Source organism: Apilactobacillus waqarii, from assembly GCF_019061205.1.
GTDB lineage: Bacteria > Bacillota > Bacilli > Lactobacillales > Lactobacillaceae > Apilactobacillus > Apilactobacillus waqarii.
Genome location: NZ_JAHQYH010000003.1, coordinates 166,046 through 184,053, shown reverse-complemented (window position 1 = coordinate 184,053; position 18,008 = coordinate 166,046). Strand labels below are relative to the sequence as shown.

The window sequence follows — 18,008 nt, the reverse complement described above, 5'->3', positions numbered from 1 at the left end:
TCTTCTAAAATAATCATACAACAAAACTTTTCGTTTTTAAATTCCACTATGATAATTTATCAACTTTATCGACGAATTCTCTTTCGGCCTTTTCAGCATCAAAACTGATAGACTTCTTTGGCATTTCATCGACATTAGCAAACATTTCAATATGTTGCTTTAAGTCAACAAACGTCATTGGTGCGTCGCCACCATATTCACCATCAAGGTTAATTTGCATCTTGTCTTCGACAGGATTAGCAACTAACTTGCTGGTCTTCTTGTAAATGATTCGAGGGTCATTGATATGGCGACCACCACTTAAGACTTTCGCAAGTAGTTGAACAATTTCAACGATGTTACTGGTCTTAACAATAATCATTGTAAACTTACCATCATCTAACTTGGCGTCAGGAACGATTTGTTCCAAACCACCGATTGAGTTAGTCATAGCAAGTAAAAACATTGAAGCTTTACCTTTGAATTCTCCACCATCATATTCAAGATCCATTTCGATTGGCTTAATTCTTGGAAGCAACTCAGCTCCACGAACTAGATAAGCCAAGTAACCAAAAATGGTCTTTAAATCTGAAGGAACATCGTAGGTTAATTCGGTTAACAAACCTCCACCAGCGATATTCATGAAATATTTTTCTCCAGCTTTACCAATGTCCATGTTAAAAGTTTGGCCTTTCAAAACAACTTTGGCCGCCTCAATTGGATTTTCTCTTGGAATATGCAATGCACGGGCAAAGTCATTGGTAGTCCCAGCTGGAATAATTGCTAGCTTAGGACGTTTTTCTAGTGGTGCAATCCCATTAACAACTTCGTTAATAGTTCCATCCCCACCAGCAGCAACGATTAAGTCAAAGCCATCCAATGATGCTCTCTTGGCTTCATCGCGTGCTGAGTTAGGTTTAGGAGTGGTTGCGTATGCACTAGTTTCATAACCAGCTTCTTCGAAAACAGCGAGAATATCAATCAGGTTGCGTTTCAAAGCCTCACGGCCAGATGTTGGATTGTATATTACACGTGCCCTTTTTTGCATTTCCAAATTCTCCTAAACTTTATTTATTAATGGATGCCATTAATAACTTGTTAACAACTTGTGGGTTAGCTTTACCACGAGTTTGTTTCATAATTTGACCAACTAAGAAACCAATAGCACGGTCTTTACCATTATGGAAGTCTTCCACAGATTGTGGGTTGTTTGATAGCACTTCATCAATAATTGGTTGTAATTGTGCTGGATCTGATAATTGAACCATTCCATTGTCTTCAACGAACTTCTTAGGTTCTTTACCTTCAGTAATACCCTTGAAGACTTTCTTAGCCATCTTAGATGAAATAGTACCGTCTTCAATTAGCTTAATCATTGTAGCTAAGTTTTCTGGTGTAATTTCAGTTTCAGATAAGTCTTTTTGTTCATCATTCAAGTAAGCGTTAACGTTAACTTGTAGGTAGTTAGATGCCATCTTAGGATCTGCACCTAATTTAATCATGGCATCGAAGAAGTCAGCCATTTCCTTAGTTTGAGTAAGAACCATTGCATCGTAGTCCTTCAAACCAAAGTCGTTAACGTAACGTTGACGACGACTAGCTGGCATTTCAGGCATTGAATCGTTAATTTCGTTGATCCATGCATCTGTGATGTCTAGTGCTGGTAGGTCAGGTTCTGGGAAGTATCTGTAATCATCCGCACCTTCCTTAACACGCATTAGGACAGTCTTACCAGTTGTTTCATCGAAACGTCTAGTTTCTTGTTGAATTTCGCCACCAGCCATGATTACACGTTGTTGACGTTTTTCTTCGTATGCAAGACCTTTTCTTACGTAGTTAAATGAGTTCAAGTTCTTTAATTCGACCTTAGTACCGAATTCTTTTTGACCGTATGGGCGGATTGAAACGTTAACGTCCACACGCATTGAACCTTCTTCCATCTTAACGTCAGAAATTCCTGTAAATAGGATTCTTTCACGTAAAGCTTCAAGGTAAGCATATGCTTCATCAGGTGAAGCGATGTCTGGTTTTGAAACAATTTCGATAAGTGGAGTACCTTGACGGTTCAAGTCAACGTAAGAGAACTTGTTTCCGTGGGTATTCTTACCGGCATCTTCTTCAATGTGCATTTCTTCGATACCGATTTTCTTCTTCTTACCGTCTACTTCGATTTCAATCCAACCATCATGGGCATCAGGAGTATCCTTTTGTGTGATTTGGTAAGCCTTTGGATTATCTGGATAGAAGTAGTTTTTACGATCAAAGTGAGGGTGTTTTTCAACTTCAGCATGTAGTGCTAAAGCAGCCATAATACCTGATTTAACAACACCTTTGTTGGTTGATGGTAATACCCCTGGGTATCCCCAATCAATTACGTTGGTGTTTAAGTTAGGGTCAACCCCGTATTGTACGGGAGATGGACTGAAAATCTTAGAGTTAGTCTTTAATTCAACGTGGACTTCTAGTCCAATTGTAGTTTCAAAGTTCATTATTGTGCTCCCCCCATCTTTGGATCTTGCTTATGGAAATCAGTGTTTTGTTCGAAAGCGTAAGCAGCTTGGTATAAAGTTGATTCATCAAATGGCTTACCGATTAATTGCATACCAATTGGTAGTCCGTCTGAGAAACCTGCAGGAACTGACATTCCTGGAAGACCTGCCATGTTAACAGGAATGGTTAGAATATCATTCATGTACATAGTGATTGGGTCTTTTTCATCCTTCAAGCTGTATGCTGGAGTAGGAGCTGTTGGAGTTAAGATCACATCGTAATCTTGGAAAACCTTCTTGAAGTCGTCAATGATTAAAGTACGAACTTCAGCGGCCTTCTTGAAGTAAGCATCAAAGAAACCAGCTGATAATGAGTAAGTACCAACCATGATACGACGCTTAACTTCATCTCCAAAACCTTGTGAACGACTCTTAACGTATAATTCTTCTAGGTTCTTAGCATCTTCTGCTCTGTAACCGTAACGAATTCCATCGAAACGTTGTAAGTTTGATGATGCTTCTGAAGGAGCAATGATGTAGTAAGCTGCTACACCGTACTTACTGTTTGGAAGAGATACTTCTTCAACAGTTGCACCTAATTCACGGTACTTGTCAGCAGCGGCTAAAATAGCGTCTTGAACATCCTTGTCGACACCTTCACCTAAGTATTCCTTAGGTAAAGCAATCTTCATACCCTTAACACCTTTATCGATGTTTGCAGTAAAGTCAGGAACTTCCTTGTTTGAACTTGTCATATCATGTTCATCTTTACCAGCAATGGCATTTAGAACTACGGCGTTATCCTTAACAGTTCTAGTCAATGGACCGATTTGGTCTAAACTTGATGCGAATGCAATTAATCCCCATCTAGATACACGACCGTATGTTGGTTTCATACCAACGATACCGTTAAATGATGCTGGTTGTCTGATTGAACCACCGGTATCTGAACCTAGTGATACTAAGACATCCCCTGCAGCAACTGCAGCAGCGGCACCACCTGATGATCCACCAGGTACCTTGTCTAAGTTCCATGGGTTCTTAGTCTTACCATGGAATGAAGTTTCAGTTGAACCACCCATGGCGAATTCATCCATGTTGGTCTTACCAATGTTGATAGTGCCTGCTTCTTTCATCTTAGCAACGGCTGTACCATCAATGATTGGTTTGAAGTTTGATAGCATCTTTGAACCTGCAGATGTTAATACACCCTTGGTTAACATGTTATCTTTCATAGCAACTGGAATACCTGATAATACGTTATCTGGGTCAATTCCGGCCTTATCAATTTCTTGGGCTTGCTTAATTGCATTTTCTTCATCGAAAACGACGAAAGCGTTAATATCTTCATCGTTCTTCTTAGCATTTTCAATTGTTTGTCTTGTTAATTCTTCGGCGGTAATATCACCATTAACTAGGCTTTCGTGAATGCTAAAAATATCTTTTCCTAAATAGTCCATCTTCACTAGTCCCCGCTTTCATCAATGATTGTAGGTGTTCTAATTAATCCGTCGGAAACATCTGGTGCGTTATCTAGTAATGCATCCCTTTGTCCCCAATTATCAGCAACATCTTCTCTCATAACGTTAATTTGATCTGTAACACTAAATGTTGGTTCGACATTGCTAGTATCTACATCATTTAAGGAATCAAAAATTCCCATGATACTACCTAATTGGTCAGTAAAGTATGGTAGTTGTTCATCGGTTAATTCTAGCTTAGCCAATGATGCAACGTGACTTACTGTCTCTTTACTAATTTTTTCAGACATCGTTGTTCCCTCTTTCTTATATATATTGATAATACTGCTATCAGTATTTTAACACATTCACATTAGTAACTGGTAAAAACGTGAGTATAGAAATTCTTTGATCCAGTTTTTCTTGATAAGAAGCTTTGAATTCCTTCTGAAGAACTAACTTGGATATCAATTGGAATGTTGTTTGGTAAGTACTTCTTAGCTGTAGAAGCGACGTATTGAGTGAAACTAATGATTTCACTTTGACCATAGAATTGAGTGGTAATGTTAACGTGTAGACCACGTAAGCTTCCATCAACGTAATGAGCTTGAGCAGTAACACCACTTAGGTTAGGGAAGAACTTTTGTACTTGGTTCTTGAAGTTTTCAAAAGCATCTTCGTCATTACTGTTAACTTCACTAGTTGAACTATCTGGTAGGACATAGTTCTTAATATCTAGTGATTTCCAGTTATCAACACTGGTTGATCCGGCCTTATTAACTGAGTATGAGTAGAAGTTACCTCCGACTAGACTATCGTTAGGTGCTTGTTTGTATAAAGCAATTACGATTGGAATGTTCTTTAGGTCCTTCTTTTGTCTTAAACGTTGTAATACCTTGTCAGCAATTTCCTTACCTTGTTTTTCAATATCACTATCGCTTAATTTCTTTTGGTAAACGGCACCATAAGCTTCCTTACGGTAGTAGTAAACGGAGTTAATTCCAAGACCAACGGTCATTCCCTTAATCTTTAGAGAGCCATGACTTTGTTCCATGAAATCTTGTTCGTCCATTTGTTGTAAGTAAAGTGGTTCCTTAGTATCACTACCTGCTGGGTTTAAACCATCAGGATTGTTCTTACTCTTACGACCTAACCAATCTTCGGCAGTACTAGTGTCGATGTATTGGCCTTCTTGTAAGATGTATGTATCTGTTGGGAATTGATCCTTTGAGATACTTAGTAATCCGTTTTCAAACCCTTTTAGGTTCAATTGGTTGTCATTTTGTTGAACAGAAACCCCTCTGGATTTACTTGTTAAGTAGTGACCATTCTTAATTACACCTTGATAATAATTGCTATTAGTTTGGGAAATAACTTGAGTACCAGATGAACTGCTACTGTCATCGTTGCTTCCACAAGCTGCTAACACTAATGCACTTAGTAGTGCTACAAATAAAACGTTTAATTTTTTCAATTTGCTTTCCTCCACAAATCACTTAGTTTCATTAACTACAGCAATAAAATCTTGTTCGGTCCATACATCTACGCCGAGGCTTTGGGCCTTTGTTAACTTACTTCCGGCATCTTCACCGGCGATTAAAACATCGGTCTTCTTAGAAACACTTCCGGTAACTTTAGCTCCATGGTTTTCTAACCATTCACTAGCCTTTGGACGTGTCCATTCTGAAAGTTTTCCGGTTAAGACCATTGTCTTTCCAGCAACTGGTGAATCAGAAGTATCAATATCAGCTTGAGTAGCTCCTAGATATTGCATGTTAACACCAACTGATTTAAATTCATCAATTAGTTTTTGTGCTTCCGGATTTTCAAAGTAAGTCACAATGCTATCAGCGATTGTTTGGCCCATTCCGTTAATCTCAGCAATGTCTTCAGCACTGGCTGCCATTAGCTTATCCATGTCACCGAAGTGTTCAGAGATAATTCTAGCGGCTTTAGCACCAACATGTCTGATTCCTAAACCAAATAATAATCTTTCAACGGAATTACTACGGCTATTATCAATTGCAGATAATAAGTTAGTTGCAGACTTGCTACCAAACTTATCTAGGGTTTCAAGTTCTTCTTGAGTTAGTTTATACAAACTAGCCGCATCATCTAACATGTGACGATCAAATAGTTGTTGGACAATTCTTGGACCCAATCCATCAATGTTCATCGCATTTCTGGATGCAAAGTGATTAATTTGTTCACTCAATTGAGCTGGACACTTTGGATTAATGCATCTCAAAGCAACTTCATCATCCAAGTGAACTAGTTTGTCACCACATGATGGACAAGTGGTTGGAATAACATATTCCACACTGTCAGCTGGACGTTTGCTTGGGATATATTCAGAAATTTCTGGAATGATATCGCCCGCTTTGTGCAACTTCACGGTGTCACCAATGCGAACACCCTTTTCTTCTAAATAGTCTGGGTTGTGCAATGATGCCTTGGAAACCTTGGTACCGGCTAGTTGAACTTCGTTCATGATGGCAGTTGGTGTAACCACACCGGTTCTACCAACGGTCCATTCGATATCTAATAGCTTAGTTTCAACTTCTTCGGGTGGGAACTTGTAAGCAATCGCCCACTTTGGCACCTTCACAGTGGTTCCGATTTGTTCTTGTAAGGATAAGTCGTTTTCCTTAATAACAATTCCATCGATACCATAGCTTAGTTCATCACGACGTTGTGTGTAATATTCGATGTAGTCATGGACATCGTCCATGTTCTTAATCACACGGTATGTGGGATTAATGGTGAAACCTAAGTCCTTAAGTTCTTCCAATAATCCAGCTTGGGTATTAGTTTCTAGGTCATCGTAATTTGCAACGTTGTACATGAAGGTACTTAGTTTACGATGTGCGGTAACCTTTGAATCTAATTGTCTTAGACTTCCGGCTGCCGCGTTACGTGGGTTGGCAAAAACTGATTCACCATCTTTTTCACGTTGTTCATTTAGTTTCACAAAAGATGACTTAGGCATGTAGCATTCACCACGCACCTCAATATCGATTGGACGAGTTAACTTTTGTGGAATTGATTCAATCGTTTTTAGGTTGTTGGTGATATCTTCACCAATTGTTCCATTTCCACGAGTTGAACCTTGAACTAAAATCCCGTTTTCATAGCGAAGTGAAATTGCTAAACCATCAATTTTTAATTCACAGTTATACTCGTTGATTTCTGGATAGTTCTTATCCAAGCGATCGATGAAGTCCTTTAGTTCTTCTTCAGAGAAGACATCCCCTAAAGAAAGCATTGGAATTTCATGATTGACCTTATTGAAACCAGGTAAAGTTTGTCCCCCAACGTTTTGGGTTGGTGAATCACTATCAATTAAATCAGGATGGCTAGCCTCGATTTCTTGAAGTCGGCGGTAGCTCATATCGTAGACATGATCTTCTACGCTTGGACTATCTTCTTGATAGTATTGACGACTCCAAGTCTTTAGTTGGTCTTTTAATTTATTGTATTCAGTTTGAATATCGTTACTTTGATCAGTCAATTAGCTCACCTCTATTGAACTTTTTGAATTGGTGCGAATGCAGCTAATAGTCTCTTTAATCCCTTGTCTGGGAAGGCAATATCTAGTTCCATATCTTCGCCAGTACCGTTAACTTTCACAACAGTACCTGTTCCCCAGGCCTTGTGTTCAACCTTGTCACCAACGGTCCATGCCTTTTTGTCAGCACCAGTTTCTTCGGGTTTTTGAACCTTCTTGGCTGGTTGCTTGTAAGCACGTTGTTGCGCAAAACGCGCATTACGTTGGTTTCTGTTTGAATCAAATGGTGTCTTTACAGTACTGCTTTGTGCAAAGTTGTTTTCTGATTCAATCAATTCTGGTGAAATTTCATTTACAAAACGAGATTCAGGATTAGTTTGACGACGACCATATAACATTCTTGAGAACGCGTTAGTTAAGAATAATTTTTCTTGTGCACGGGTAATTCCTACGTATGCTAAACGACGTTCTTCTTCTAGTTCCTTTTCATTTTCCATTGAACGACCTAGTGGGAAGATTCCTTCTTCCATTCCCATTAAGAATACAACTGGGAATTCTAGACCCTTGGCAGCATGAAGTGTCATTAGGGTAACTTGTGGAGAATTTTCTTCAACGTCGTCTTGTGCGGAAACTAAGGCAAGATCTGCTAAGAAGTCAGTTAGTGGTTCATTACCATCTTCGTTGTCTTCTTCGCTTCTGTTGGTATCGAATTGTTGAGTTACTGAAATAAATTCTTCAATGTTCTCAATTCGAGCTTTGTTTTCAAGTGAGTTGGTCTTCTTTAGTTCTGCTAGGTAACCAGTGTCATCCAATACGTGTTGGGCAACATCTGTTACGCTACCTTCTTTGGCAACCTTTTGAATCTTAGTCATCACGTTGGCAAAGTCAGCAATTGAATTTCTAGCACGACTTGAAAGTGTGTTGTTTAAATCAACGTTCTTGGCAGCTTCTAGCATTGACCAACCGTTTTCACCGGCGAAAATTCTAAGTTTATCAACACTTGATGCACCAATTCCACGTTTAGGTTCATTGATGATACGTTCTAAACTCATTGAATCACTTGGGTTAGCTACTAATGTTAGGTAAGCCAAGATGTCTTGGATTTCCTTTCGGTCGTAGAACTTGTGTCCACCAACAATGTTGTATGGAATGTTTGATTTTAGAAGTGTTTCTTCAATGATACGTGATTGAGCATTGGTACGGTATAGGATAGCAAAATCATTGTATGAGTAATGCTTTTCATCCATAATCTTTTGAATTTGGGTAACTGCGAAACGTGCTTCATCAATTTCGCTTTGGCCACGGTAGTATGAAACCTTGTCCCCTTCTTTGTTTTCAGTCCAAAGGTTTTTGGCCTTTCTAGCAACGTTGTTTTGAATAACGTCGTTAGCAGCACTTAAGATGTTCTTAGTTGAACGGTAGTTTTGTTCAAGTAATGTTGTGTGGGCATCGTTGTAATCATCTTGGAAGTTCAAGATGTTGTTCATGTTGGCACCACGCCAACCGTAGATACTTTGATCAGAATCCCCAACAACACAGATGTTTCTGTACTTCTTAGCAAGCATAGTAACTAGTTTGTATTGAGCTTCATTGGTATCTTGGTATTCATCGACGTGAATGTATTGGAATTTGTTTTGGTAGTATTCCAATGTTTCCTTGTCGGATTCAAACAATTGGATGGTTAACATGATTAAATCATCAAAGTCCAATGCTTGGTTTCCGTGAAGACGTTTTTGGTATTCGTCATAAACCTTAGATACAGTTTCTTCAAATGGACTGTTGTGGTCGATTGATTCACTGTATTGAATTGGATCTAATAAATCATTTTTAGCGTTTGAAATAGCTGAAAGAATTGCTCTTGGATCATTCTTCTTAGGATCAATATCAAAATCCTTTAGAATTCTCTTTACCAAGGTTCTTTGTTCACTACTACCGGCAATGGTAAATGCACGGTTAAAACCAATCTTATCAATGTGTCTTCTTAAAATTCTGACACATAGAGCATGGAAAGTAGAAATCCAAACGTCGTTTCCACCGTAATCTAGTAGGTTAGAAACACGTTCTTTCATTTCACGAGCTGCTTTATTGGTAAAAGTAATTGCTAGGATATTCCATGGCAATACGTTTTTTTCTTCGATTAAGTAAGCAATGCGATGGGTTAAGACACGGGTCTTACCACTACCTGCACCGGCCATTATCAATAGAGGACCTTCGGTACATAATACTGCTTCTTTTTGTTTATCATTCATTCCTGAAATTAAATCGTTTACTGGCACAAAAAACACAATCCTCTCAAATTTATATATAGCTTAATTATATCATAGCTGGGCATATTTTCATTTAGCACCAAATAAAAAAGTCGGCAAATTATGCCGACGCTTTTTAATCTTCTACAAAAGTGACTTTGTCGTTATCTAGTGATTTAATTTTCGCAAGTGATTCTAGATGAATCCCTGTCTTTTCAATCAACTCGTGGCCCTTTTGGTATGACTTTTCAATTACGATACCAATTCCATTAACTGATACATTAGCTTGCTTAGCTACATCCAATAATCCTTGAACGGCTTGGCCATTGGCTAAGAAATCATCAATGATTAGTAAACGGTCATTTGGTTGAATAAATCTTTTATCGATACTAATTTGGTTGCTGGTTTGTTTAGTGTATGAATATACCTCACTAGTATATACGTCATTTGTTAGTGTTAAACTTTTGTGTTTTCTAGCAAAGACAACTGGTACATCCATGTACAATCCAGCCATTACTGCAGGAGCAATTCCAGAAGATTCGACAGTTACGATTCTAGTAATGTTGTCGTCCTTAAATAGTCTGGCAAATTCCTTACCCATTTCAGCCATCAACTTAGGATCAACCTGATGGTTTAGAAATGCATCAACTTTTAATACATCCCCTGGTAGTACACGTCCGACTTCTTTAATCTTATCTTCCAGTAGTTTCATTTGATGTTCCTCCTGTAGTGGTAGTTTGTTTATCATATTGATATAGCTTGTACTTACGGATAATTTCAATAATCTTATTGCGATATGTTGGATCTGTCGCATATCCGTCAACTTGTAGCCCCTTAGCAGCAGCAACGTAATTATCTGAATCAATTACATCCTTATACTGATTTGGGTTCCAATCAGTCCCATTTACGAGCAATAACGCGTGGCTTTCGACTGACTCGGACCAACTGTTATATACTCTAAAACGACCTGTGATGGTGATAAATTGGCCGTTTACGAACTCTTGGGTAGAAAGATTCACCGATGGCTGGTTTCCAGACGCTTTAACACCGTATAAGTTATTATATTGACTAGATAATTGACTAGTTCCCCAGTTTGACTCAAGGATTGCTTGGGCCAGACTGATACTAACTAGGATGTTGTAACGTCTTTGCACATCATTTGCGGCCGGTAATAAGGCATTGATAAACTTGCGATGCTTCTTTAACACATTCTGTTGTGTATATGAATCATACGTGTAAATGCGATCAAATATCTTCATTCCGCCTGCGAATAACAGCACTCCAACGATTAAAATAAAAATAAGACATCCAAAGTTAGATGTTTTCTTCTTTCTTCTTTTTCGATATCTTCTTTTACTCACAGAATCTCTCCTTATATTATTTAATATTCTAAACTATTCACTAAAAAAAAGAAAATCAAATTTTAACTTAAATATTGTTTAATTGACAAATGACTCATTTTTCTGTAATTTTAAGGTATAAGTTAGGAGATGTATGCTTTTGGTAAAAGATAAATTAACAAGCAATGACAAATCACCTTTTGATATTGGTGATCAAGTATCATTCATGCTAGAAAAGAAGAAATTCCAAGGAATCATTGAAAAAGGATACAACAACTCATACATGATTGGTTTTCAAACTACCGATCCTGCATTAGAGGACAAATACCACGGAAAGATTGTTATTAACAACAAGAATATCACCATGGTTAAAGAAGGACCTCACAACTCCAAGGGTAAAAACAAAGATAGTGAAGCCACTGAAGACGAAGAAAAATAATAAAAAAGCACTGATGACATTAGTCATCGGTGCTTTTTTTTCGTATTCTTAATAATGGTGAACCAATTACCGGTACCAATGCTGCTGATAGAATTGCTTCAATTAAACCATTAGTTGCAGCTACAAATAATAAGTATGGTAGTAGTTGATCAACGTTAATGTGATAAATGTTAAATGCATCCCCACGATAGAATACATAGACCAAGCCTAATAACACGACTGTGTTAACTAGTGAACTAACAAATCCAGTGATTGCCATGTACATACGATATGGCTTGTTAGGCTTGTATAGATGCGTAAAAATAAGTCCTGCCACTAATCCAACCAAGATTCTAGGTAGAATAGAAACTATTGGGTTAGTAAATACGTAAATTGCTAACGGACTAGTTGGCCACCAGAATGCTCGGATAAAGGTGATTAATCCCCAAATACCACCAACAATTGCTCCATCTTTGGTTCCAAGAAGAATCGCAGCTAGTACAACTGTAATTGGAATAATAGTAACGCTAAGTGGCCCAATTGGAATGTTTCCCAATCCAGGAATACTTGTTTGTATGATAATTATTGCGATAAACACGGATAAGATGTTCATCTTGTATGCCTTATTTCTAATGATCATCATCTCCTCTTTGAGATTTTTTACTTTCATATAAAACGACATTGAATATTAAACACTATTTTAATTAATAAGTCCACTTATGTATAAAAAAAGAACTTCCACACGGGAAGTCCTTTTGAAAACAGAAAGATAAGTGTATCTTAACGTTTTGAGAATTGACCAGCTTTACGAGCTTTCTTAAGACCTGGTTTCTTACGTTCTTTCATACGAGCGTCACGAGTTAATAAACCGGCACTCTTTAATGAAGCACGGAAGTCAGGATCTACTTCTAGCAATGCACGAGCGATTCCGTGACGAGCTGCACCAGCTTGTCCTGAGAAACCACCACCGTTAACATTGATTAAAGCATCGTAGTTACCTGATGTTTCAGTAACATTGAATGGTTGCATTACCACTGCTCTTAAGTTAGGGAATGGAATGTAATCTTCAATATCCTTTTTGTTCATAACAACTTTACCAGTACCGGGTACTAAAATTACTCGGGCTACTGAGTCTTTACGACGGCCTGTGCCGCGATATTGTACTTGAGCCAATTAAGTTTCCTCCTTAAATTAGGTTATTAATGTCTAATACTTCAGGGTTTTGTGCTTCGTGAGCATGGTTAGCATCAGCGTATACGTGTAAGTGTAGTAATTGCTTGTGAGCTAATGTACCACTTGGTAGCATACCTTTAACTGATGTTTCAACTAACTTGTCTGGAGTATCATTTAACATTTGACCAGCAGTTTTTTGTTTTAGACCACCTAAATAACCTGTGTGGTGGGAGTATAGCTTATCGCTAGCTTTACGACCTGTTAATGCAACTTTTGAAGCATTAATAACAATAACGTTATCGCCAGTATCTACATGAGGTGTAAATGTTGGCTTGTTTTTTCCTCGTAAAATAGAAGCAACGACAGTTGATAGACGACCTAAACTGATATCAGTTGCGTCAATGATGTACCACTTGCGTTCTACTTCACCTGGTTTTGCCATATATGTTGTACGCACTTTAATCTTCCTCCATGTTTCTGTGTTTGTTCGACACCAATATAAGTTTCCGGGGCTTATTGTGGGGCAAACAATACCATGCTTTATACTACAATTTTTTAATTATAAAGTCAACCTAAAATCATCTTTGATGATGAGGTAGTTTTGTAGGATGAGCAGGATCATCTCCCTCATAGTATACATGTTTTAAGTACAGTCCGCTAGCGGGAACAGTTCTTCTTGCTTCAGTACGATCCTTAACTTCATATAGTCTTAAAATATCATGTACATCCCTTGAACCAGAACCAATTTCAACTAATACCCCTACCATGATTCTAACCATGTTATATAGGAAACCATTACCGTAAAATTCGAATATCAATTCATTTTCTTTTTCATCAATTCGACATTTTGCTTCGTAGATGGTTCTGACATTGGTTCTAGCTGATGAACCTGAGGCAACAAAACTAGTAAAGTCATGTTCACCAATCAGGTCTTTTAGCGCAATGTTAATCTTGTCGATATCAACCGGGAATCTCCATTGAGCTGTATACCTGCGTTTGAATGGATTACGGAATTCACCCATATCCATTCGATACATGTATCGCTTCCCTGATACATCGTATCTAGCATGAAAGTCACTTGGAACTTTTTCTACCTTTTTAATTTGAACATCCAAAGGTAGCATGCTGTTCAATGCCTTTAGCATGTTTTCTTCAGGCAGGTCGTATGGAAAGTCAAAATGAGCGACCTGTCCTAATGCATGAACCCCTGCGTCTGTTCTACCGGATCCATAAACGGTAATTGCTGGCTCCGGATTTTTGGCCATCTTATTAACAATCTTGGTTAATATTCCTTCGATGGTTCTTTTCTTTGGCTGACGTTGAAAACCGTAAAAATCGGTCCCATCATAAGCCATCGTGATTTTATAACGATATGACATTTCTATTATCTAACTCCTATATATAAATATAACTATCGCCATGACTAAAATTAATAGCATGCATACAAAATCATTTGGTTTCCATTTAAATGTATGGAAGTGAGAACGTTCCTTGTTAGTTTGATATCCCCTTGCTTCCATCGCAATACTTAAATCATCAGCATGCTTGAATGCACTGACAAACAAAGGTATCAATAATGGGACAAACGCCTTAACACGTTTGATTAATCCCCCATCACCGAAGTCGACACCACGAGAACGTTGTGCATCCATGATTAATTTAGTTTCATCCGTTAAGGTTGGCACAAATCTCAATGAGATTGAAATCATCAAAGAGAAAGTTTCAACTGGGAATTTAAATCGCTTTAGTGGCTTTAATAGCGCACTAATACCTTGTGAAATTTCAAGTGGTGATGTTGTTAGTGTCAACACAGTCGACATCGCAATAATTAGCATAAAACGAATCGTTAATACGACTGCGTTTAAAATTCCATAACTTGTTAGTTTAACAATTCCCCATGAAAAGTAAACGTGGCCACCTGATCCAAAGAATACCTGAATCATGACTGTGAAGATAATCACCCACAGCATTGGCATTAATCCCTTGATGAAGTATCCAAAAGGACACTTTGATAACAAGACGAATAACAAAACAGTGGTTGCCATCACGACGTATGTAATTAAATTGTTGGCAAAGAAAACCATGATGATATAGGCAAATGCTATTAACATCTTGGCGGCTGGATTCATTTTATGAATTAGTGAGTTACCAGGAAGGTATCTTCCAAATATAAAGTTATTCATCCTTATCTTCATTCCTTAATTTATTAATGATGCCGTTAATTAATTCGTCCGCGTCTAAAGATAACTTATCTAGTGTTACACCTTTATCAGCCAAATCCTTGGTAATCTTAACAGTCTCAGGTACTTGCAAATCATACTTGTTCAAGAAATCCACATCAGTGAATAGTTCGTCCGGATAACATTTTTTTACAACCTTACCGCCACTCATCACGACTACTCGATCAGAGTACTTAGCGACGTCATCCATTTGGTGACTGACTAAAACGATTGTCATGTTTTCTTCTCGATTAAGTCTTCTAATTAAGTCGAGAATGTATTGTTGTCCCTCTAAATCTAAACCAGCGGTTGGTTCATCCAACACAAGAATTTCTGGGTTCATTGCTAGGACTCCAGCGATTGCTACCCTTCTCTTTTGACCACCCGATAAATCAAATGGTGACTTCTTCAATAGGTCGTGGTCTAAATGAACCAATTCAGCTGCATGCATCACAGTATCGTTTAATTCGTCTCCGGTCACACCAAAATTACTTGGACCAAATGCAATGTCTTCCTCCACTGTTTCCGCAAACAATTGTTGTTCTGGAAACTGGAAGACCATTCCAATCTTTTGACGAAGTGGTTTTAGATGCTTGTTATTGGTATGACTTGTGATTTCCTTATCGCCAATCGTGACACTCCCACTAGTTGGTTTTAATAAGGCATTAATGTGTTTAATCAATGTCGATTTCCCACTACCAGTCTTACCAATAATTGAAACAAAAGAACCACTCTTTATCTTCAATGAGACATCTTCTAGAGCATGAAATTCTAATGGCGTGTTTTCTTGATATACGTGGCTTACATTTTTGAATAATATTGCGTTATCCATTCTACAATCTCCTCGTCATTCAAATAGTCATCAGAAATATCAAAGCCCTCTTCCTTCAATCTCAAACGTAATTGTTCTGAGAATGGTAGCTTCAAACCATATTCCTCGACATTGTCTAATTCAGTGAATAGCTTTTGTGGAGTGGTATCTAGTACCATCTTACCGTCACGAATTAGAATCGTACGATCTGATTTTTCGATTTCGTTAATATCGTGTGAAATCGATAATACAGTTAGATTATACTTTGTTCTAACCTCATTAATCAAATTTGTTATTAAGTACTTTGCTTTTGGATCCAACATGCTAGTGGCTTCATCCAAGATAATAATCTTAGGATTCATGGCTAGAATCCCTGCAATGGCAACACGTTGCTTTTGTCCACCTGATAATCTGGTTGGGTCCTTTTCAGAATAGTCCAGCATATCAACGTCGGTTAATGCCTTTTCGACGGCAGTCTTCATCTTGTCTTGTGGTATGTTTCTGTTTTCTAAACCAAATGCGATATCGTCTTGAACTGTTGATGCCACAAATTGGTTGTTAGGATCTTGGAAAACAATTCCAATTCTATCCCTTATGTCATTAACAGTATCTTCGTTTAATTCAATTCCATCAACTCTGATACTGCCACTTTGGGCCTTTAATAAACCATCTAGTAAGCTAATTAGTGTTGATTTTCCACTACCGTTTTTTCCGATAATGGATACCCATTCACCTTCATTAATATCAAAGGATAATTCATTTACAGCAAAGTTGGTTGAATCAGTATATTTAAATTTTAGGTTTGATACATTGATAATCTTACTAGACACTTCATTCACCCCGTTTAAAATTATGTATAAAAAAATCACTAATAGGCTATTGATGCGAAGCAAAGCTCCATTCAAGCTAGACTTGGGGCTTGCCCATCATCATAACGCTTTATATCAATAGCCCTAGTGATTTGTTGTTACTATTTAATTAAGTTTACGATTAATTAATCAACTAATTGTAAAATAACCATTGATGCACCGTCACCACGACGAGGCATAGTCTTTAGAATACGAGTGTAACCACCATTACGTTCTGCATACTTAGGAGCAATTTCATCAAATAGCTTTTGTAATGCAGTAGTAACAGTTACGTCATCACCATCTTCTTTAGCGTCAGCAACTACGTTTTGTAGGAATGCTGCAGCTTGACGACGAGCATGAAGATCTCCACGCTTACCAAGAGTAATCATCTTTTCAGCAGTTGAGCGTACTTCTTTAGCACGAGCTTCAGTGGTCTTAATTTCACCGTTTACTAACAAGTCAGTAGTTAGGTTACGTAGTAATGAACGACGGTGTGCACTAGTACGTTGTAATTTACGGTAACTCATAAATGGATATCCTCCTTTATACTAATCTTCTTTACGCAATGACAATCCAAGGGCTTCTAACTTATTCTTTACTTCAACAAGTGACTTACGTCCTAAGTTACGAACCTTCATCATGTCTGCTTCGCTTTTGTTGGTTAATTCTTGAACAGTGTTGATTCCTGCACGCTTCAAACAGTTGTATGAACGAACTGATAAGTCCAATTCTTCAATTGTCATTTCAAGCATCTTTTCTTTGTGTGTTTCTTCCTTTTCAACCATAACTTCAGTGTTCTTGGCTTCATCGGTAAGATCAACAAACATAGCAAGATGGTCGTTTAGAATCTTGGCTGCTAAACTAATTGCTTCACTAGGAGTGATGGAACCATCAGTCCAAACGTCAAGAGTTAGCTTATCAAAGTCAGATCTTTGACCAACACGTGCGTTTTCAACTTGATAATTAACACGTTCGATTGGGGTATAAATGGAATCAACTGGTAAGACACCGATTGGCATTCCATCATTACGAGCCTTATTCTCATCAGCAGAAACATATCCGCGACCCTTGTTTGCAGTCATTCTCATGTGGAATGTAGAACCTTCAGCAACTGTAGCGATGTGTAAGTCTGGATTTAAGACAGTTACATCACCATCAGCCTGAATGTCTCCAGCAGTTACTTGAGCTGGACCTGTAACATTGATTTCCATTTCTTTGTCTTCGCCATCTTCGGCATCCAACTTCAATGAAATCTTCTTAACATTTAAAATAATTTGAGTTACGTCTTCTACAACACCAGGTACTGTAGAAAATTCATGTAAAACATCATCAATTTGAATGCTAGTTACGGCTGCACCAGGTAAAGATGAAAGTAAAATTCTACGCAACGAGTTTCCAAGAGTTGTTCCGTATCCACGTTCTAGTGGTTCAACAACAACTTCTCCATAATTATCAGTTTCATCAATCTTATGAATATTAGGTTTTTCAAATTCAATCATTCTTATCTTCTACCC

At 37.9% G+C, this 18,008-nt stretch carries 19 protein-coding genes; 1 reads left to right on the top strand and 18 read right to left on the bottom strand.

What is annotated here, in order from left to right; translation table 11 throughout:
- Window positions 1-46: 46 nt before the first annotated feature.
- From KTJ72_RS03460 to KTJ72_RS03420, 9 genes are all read right to left on the bottom strand, one after another.
- The gene (locus KTJ72_RS03460; protein WP_057198176.1) at window positions 47-1,027 is read right to left on the bottom strand and encodes a diacylglycerol kinase; all 981 of its coding nucleotides are present in this window, start codon (window positions 1,025-1,027) and stop codon (window positions 47-49) included.
- Between the two features lie 19 nt (window positions 1,028-1,046).
- Entirely contained in the window at window positions 1,047-2,468 is a 1,422-nt protein-coding gene (gatB, locus tag KTJ72_RS03455) for an Asp-tRNA(Asn)/Glu-tRNA(Gln) amidotransferase subunit GatB (RefSeq protein ID WP_034531560.1), read from the bottom strand.
- The gene (gene gatA / locus KTJ72_RS03450) at window positions 2,468-3,928 is read right to left on the bottom strand and encodes an Asp-tRNA(Asn)/Glu-tRNA(Gln) amidotransferase subunit GatA (RefSeq protein ID WP_034534434.1); all 1,461 of its coding nucleotides are present in this window, start codon (window positions 3,926-3,928) and stop codon (window positions 2,468-2,470) included. Before gatA ends, gatB begins: the two co-directional genes overlap by 1 nt.
- Before the next feature lie 5 nt (window positions 3,929-3,933).
- Window positions 3,934-4,239: an Asp-tRNA(Asn)/Glu-tRNA(Gln) amidotransferase subunit GatC gene (gene gatC / locus KTJ72_RS03445; protein ID WP_034531556.1), complete on the bottom strand. Its 306-nt coding sequence runs from the start codon at window positions 4,237-4,239 to the stop codon at window positions 3,934-3,936.
- A gap of 62 nt (window positions 4,240-4,301) precedes the next feature.
- The gene (locus KTJ72_RS03440; protein WP_094750959.1) at window positions 4,302-5,402 is read right to left on the bottom strand and encodes a CamS family sex pheromone protein; all 1,101 of its coding nucleotides are present in this window, start codon (window positions 5,400-5,402) and stop codon (window positions 4,302-4,304) included.
- Window positions 5,403-5,420: 18 nt separating this feature from the next.
- Window positions 5,421-7,439 carry an NAD-dependent DNA ligase LigA gene (gene ligA / locus KTJ72_RS03435; protein WP_217304139.1) on the bottom strand — a complete coding sequence of 673 codons (2,019 nt, stop codon included), beginning with the start codon at window positions 7,437-7,439 and terminating at the stop codon, window positions 5,421-5,423.
- Between the two features lie 11 nt (window positions 7,440-7,450).
- The gene (gene pcrA, locus KTJ72_RS03430; protein ID WP_217304138.1) at window positions 7,451-9,712 is read right to left on the bottom strand and encodes a DNA helicase PcrA; all 2,262 of its coding nucleotides are present in this window, start codon (window positions 9,710-9,712) and stop codon (window positions 7,451-7,453) included.
- A 106-nt stretch (window positions 9,713-9,818) separates the two neighbouring features.
- A complete protein-coding gene (locus KTJ72_RS03425; protein ID WP_217304137.1) occupies window positions 9,819-10,394 on the bottom strand; it encodes a xanthine phosphoribosyltransferase in 576 nt (191 codons plus the stop codon).
- A complete protein-coding gene (locus KTJ72_RS03420; protein WP_080695538.1) occupies window positions 10,375-10,941 on the bottom strand; it encodes a glycoside hydrolase family 73 protein in 567 nt (188 codons plus the stop codon). Before KTJ72_RS03420 ends, KTJ72_RS03425 begins: the two co-directional genes overlap by 20 nt.
- 241 nt (window positions 10,942-11,182) lie before the next feature.
- Between KTJ72_RS03420 and KTJ72_RS03415 the strand changes: the two genes are divergently transcribed.
- The gene (locus KTJ72_RS03415; RefSeq protein WP_081034738.1) at window positions 11,183-11,461 is read left to right on the top strand and encodes a hypothetical protein; all 279 of its coding nucleotides are present in this window, start codon (window positions 11,183-11,185) and stop codon (window positions 11,459-11,461) included.
- 19 nt (window positions 11,462-11,480) lie between these two features.
- On the opposite strand, the gene KTJ72_RS03410 is transcribed toward KTJ72_RS03415, so the two are convergent.
- The 9 genes from KTJ72_RS03410 to KTJ72_RS03370 form a co-directional block, all read right to left on the bottom strand.
- Complete coding sequence (locus KTJ72_RS03410; protein ID WP_057198185.1) at window positions 11,481-12,080, bottom strand: ECF transporter S component; 600 nt, start codon at window positions 12,078-12,080, stop codon at window positions 11,481-11,483.
- A 140-nt stretch (window positions 12,081-12,220) separates the two neighbouring features.
- The gene (rpsI, locus tag KTJ72_RS03405) at window positions 12,221-12,613 is read right to left on the bottom strand and encodes a 30S ribosomal protein S9 (RefSeq protein ID WP_034531546.1); all 393 of its coding nucleotides are present in this window, start codon (window positions 12,611-12,613) and stop codon (window positions 12,221-12,223) included.
- A gap of 13 nt (window positions 12,614-12,626) precedes the next feature.
- Window positions 12,627-13,070: a 50S ribosomal protein L13 gene (gene rplM, locus KTJ72_RS03400; RefSeq protein ID WP_034531544.1), complete on the bottom strand. Its 444-nt coding sequence runs from the start codon at window positions 13,068-13,070 to the stop codon at window positions 12,627-12,629.
- A 121-nt stretch (window positions 13,071-13,191) separates the two neighbouring features.
- Window positions 13,192-13,992, bottom strand: coding sequence for a tRNA pseudouridine(38-40) synthase TruA (gene truA / locus KTJ72_RS03395; RefSeq protein ID WP_057198187.1), 801 nt, complete (start codon window positions 13,990-13,992; stop codon window positions 13,192-13,194).
- 9 nt (window positions 13,993-14,001) lie between these two features.
- Window positions 14,002-14,796 carry an energy-coupling factor transporter transmembrane component T family protein gene (locus KTJ72_RS03390; protein ID WP_057198190.1) on the bottom strand — a complete coding sequence of 265 codons (795 nt, stop codon included), beginning with the start codon at window positions 14,794-14,796 and terminating at the stop codon, window positions 14,002-14,004.
- A complete protein-coding gene (locus tag KTJ72_RS03385) occupies window positions 14,789-15,664 on the bottom strand; it encodes an energy-coupling factor transporter ATPase (protein WP_057198192.1) in 876 nt (291 codons plus the stop codon). The genes KTJ72_RS03390 and KTJ72_RS03385 overlap by 8 nt, the downstream gene beginning before the upstream one ends.
- Window positions 15,634-16,461, bottom strand: coding sequence for an energy-coupling factor transporter ATPase (locus tag KTJ72_RS03380; protein ID WP_217304164.1), 828 nt, complete (start codon window positions 16,459-16,461; stop codon window positions 15,634-15,636). Before KTJ72_RS03380 ends, KTJ72_RS03385 begins: the two co-directional genes overlap by 31 nt.
- 176 nt (window positions 16,462-16,637) lie before the next feature.
- Window positions 16,638-17,021: a 50S ribosomal protein L17 gene (gene rplQ, locus KTJ72_RS03375; protein ID WP_034531537.1), complete on the bottom strand. Its 384-nt coding sequence runs from the start codon at window positions 17,019-17,021 to the stop codon at window positions 16,638-16,640.
- Between the two features lie 21 nt (window positions 17,022-17,042).
- A complete protein-coding gene (locus KTJ72_RS03370) occupies window positions 17,043-17,993 on the bottom strand; it encodes a DNA-directed RNA polymerase subunit alpha (protein ID WP_034531535.1) in 951 nt (316 codons plus the stop codon).
- Between the last annotated feature and the right edge of the window lie 15 nt (window positions 17,994-18,008).

Excerpts from the sequence above, each read along its gene's own strand:
- gatA (WP_034534434.1), bottom strand. The coding sequence starts at position 3,928 with ATGGACTATTTAGGAAAAGATATTTTTAGCATTCACGAAAGCCTAGTT.
- truA (WP_057198187.1), bottom strand. The coding sequence starts at position 13,992 with ATGTCATATCGTTATAAAATCACGATGGCTTATGATGGGACCGATTTT.
- KTJ72_RS03420 (WP_080695538.1), bottom strand. The coding sequence starts at position 10,941 with ATGAAGATATTTGATCGCATTTACACGTATGATTCATATACACAACAG.
- KTJ72_RS03410 (WP_057198185.1), bottom strand. The coding sequence starts at position 12,080 with ATGATCATTAGAAATAAGGCATACAAGATGAACATCTTATCCGTGTTT.
- KTJ72_RS03425 (WP_217304137.1), bottom strand. The coding sequence starts at position 10,394 with ATGAAACTACTGGAAGATAAGATTAAAGAAGTCGGACGTGTACTACCA.
- KTJ72_RS03370 (WP_034531535.1), bottom strand. The coding sequence starts at position 17,993 with ATGATTGAATTTGAAAAACCTAATATTCATAAGATTGATGAAACTGAT.
- gatB (WP_034531560.1), bottom strand. The coding sequence starts at position 2,468 with ATGAACTTTGAAACTACAATTGGACTAGAAGTCCACGTTGAATTAAAG.
- KTJ72_RS03460 (WP_057198176.1), bottom strand. The coding sequence starts at position 1,027 with ATGCAAAAAAGGGCACGTGTAATATACAATCCAACATCTGGCCGTGAG.
- rplQ (WP_034531537.1), bottom strand. The coding sequence starts at position 17,021 with ATGAGTTACCGTAAATTACAACGTACTAGTGCACACCGTCGTTCATTA.
- KTJ72_RS03390 (WP_057198190.1), bottom strand. The coding sequence starts at position 14,796 with ATGAATAACTTTATATTTGGAAGATACCTTCCTGGTAACTCACTAATT.
- gatC (WP_034531556.1), bottom strand. The coding sequence starts at position 4,239 with ATGTCTGAAAAAATTAGTAAAGAGACAGTAAGTCACGTTGCATCATTG.
- KTJ72_RS03385 (WP_057198192.1), bottom strand. The coding sequence starts at position 15,664 with ATGGATAACGCAATATTATTCAAAAATGTAAGCCACGTATATCAAGAA.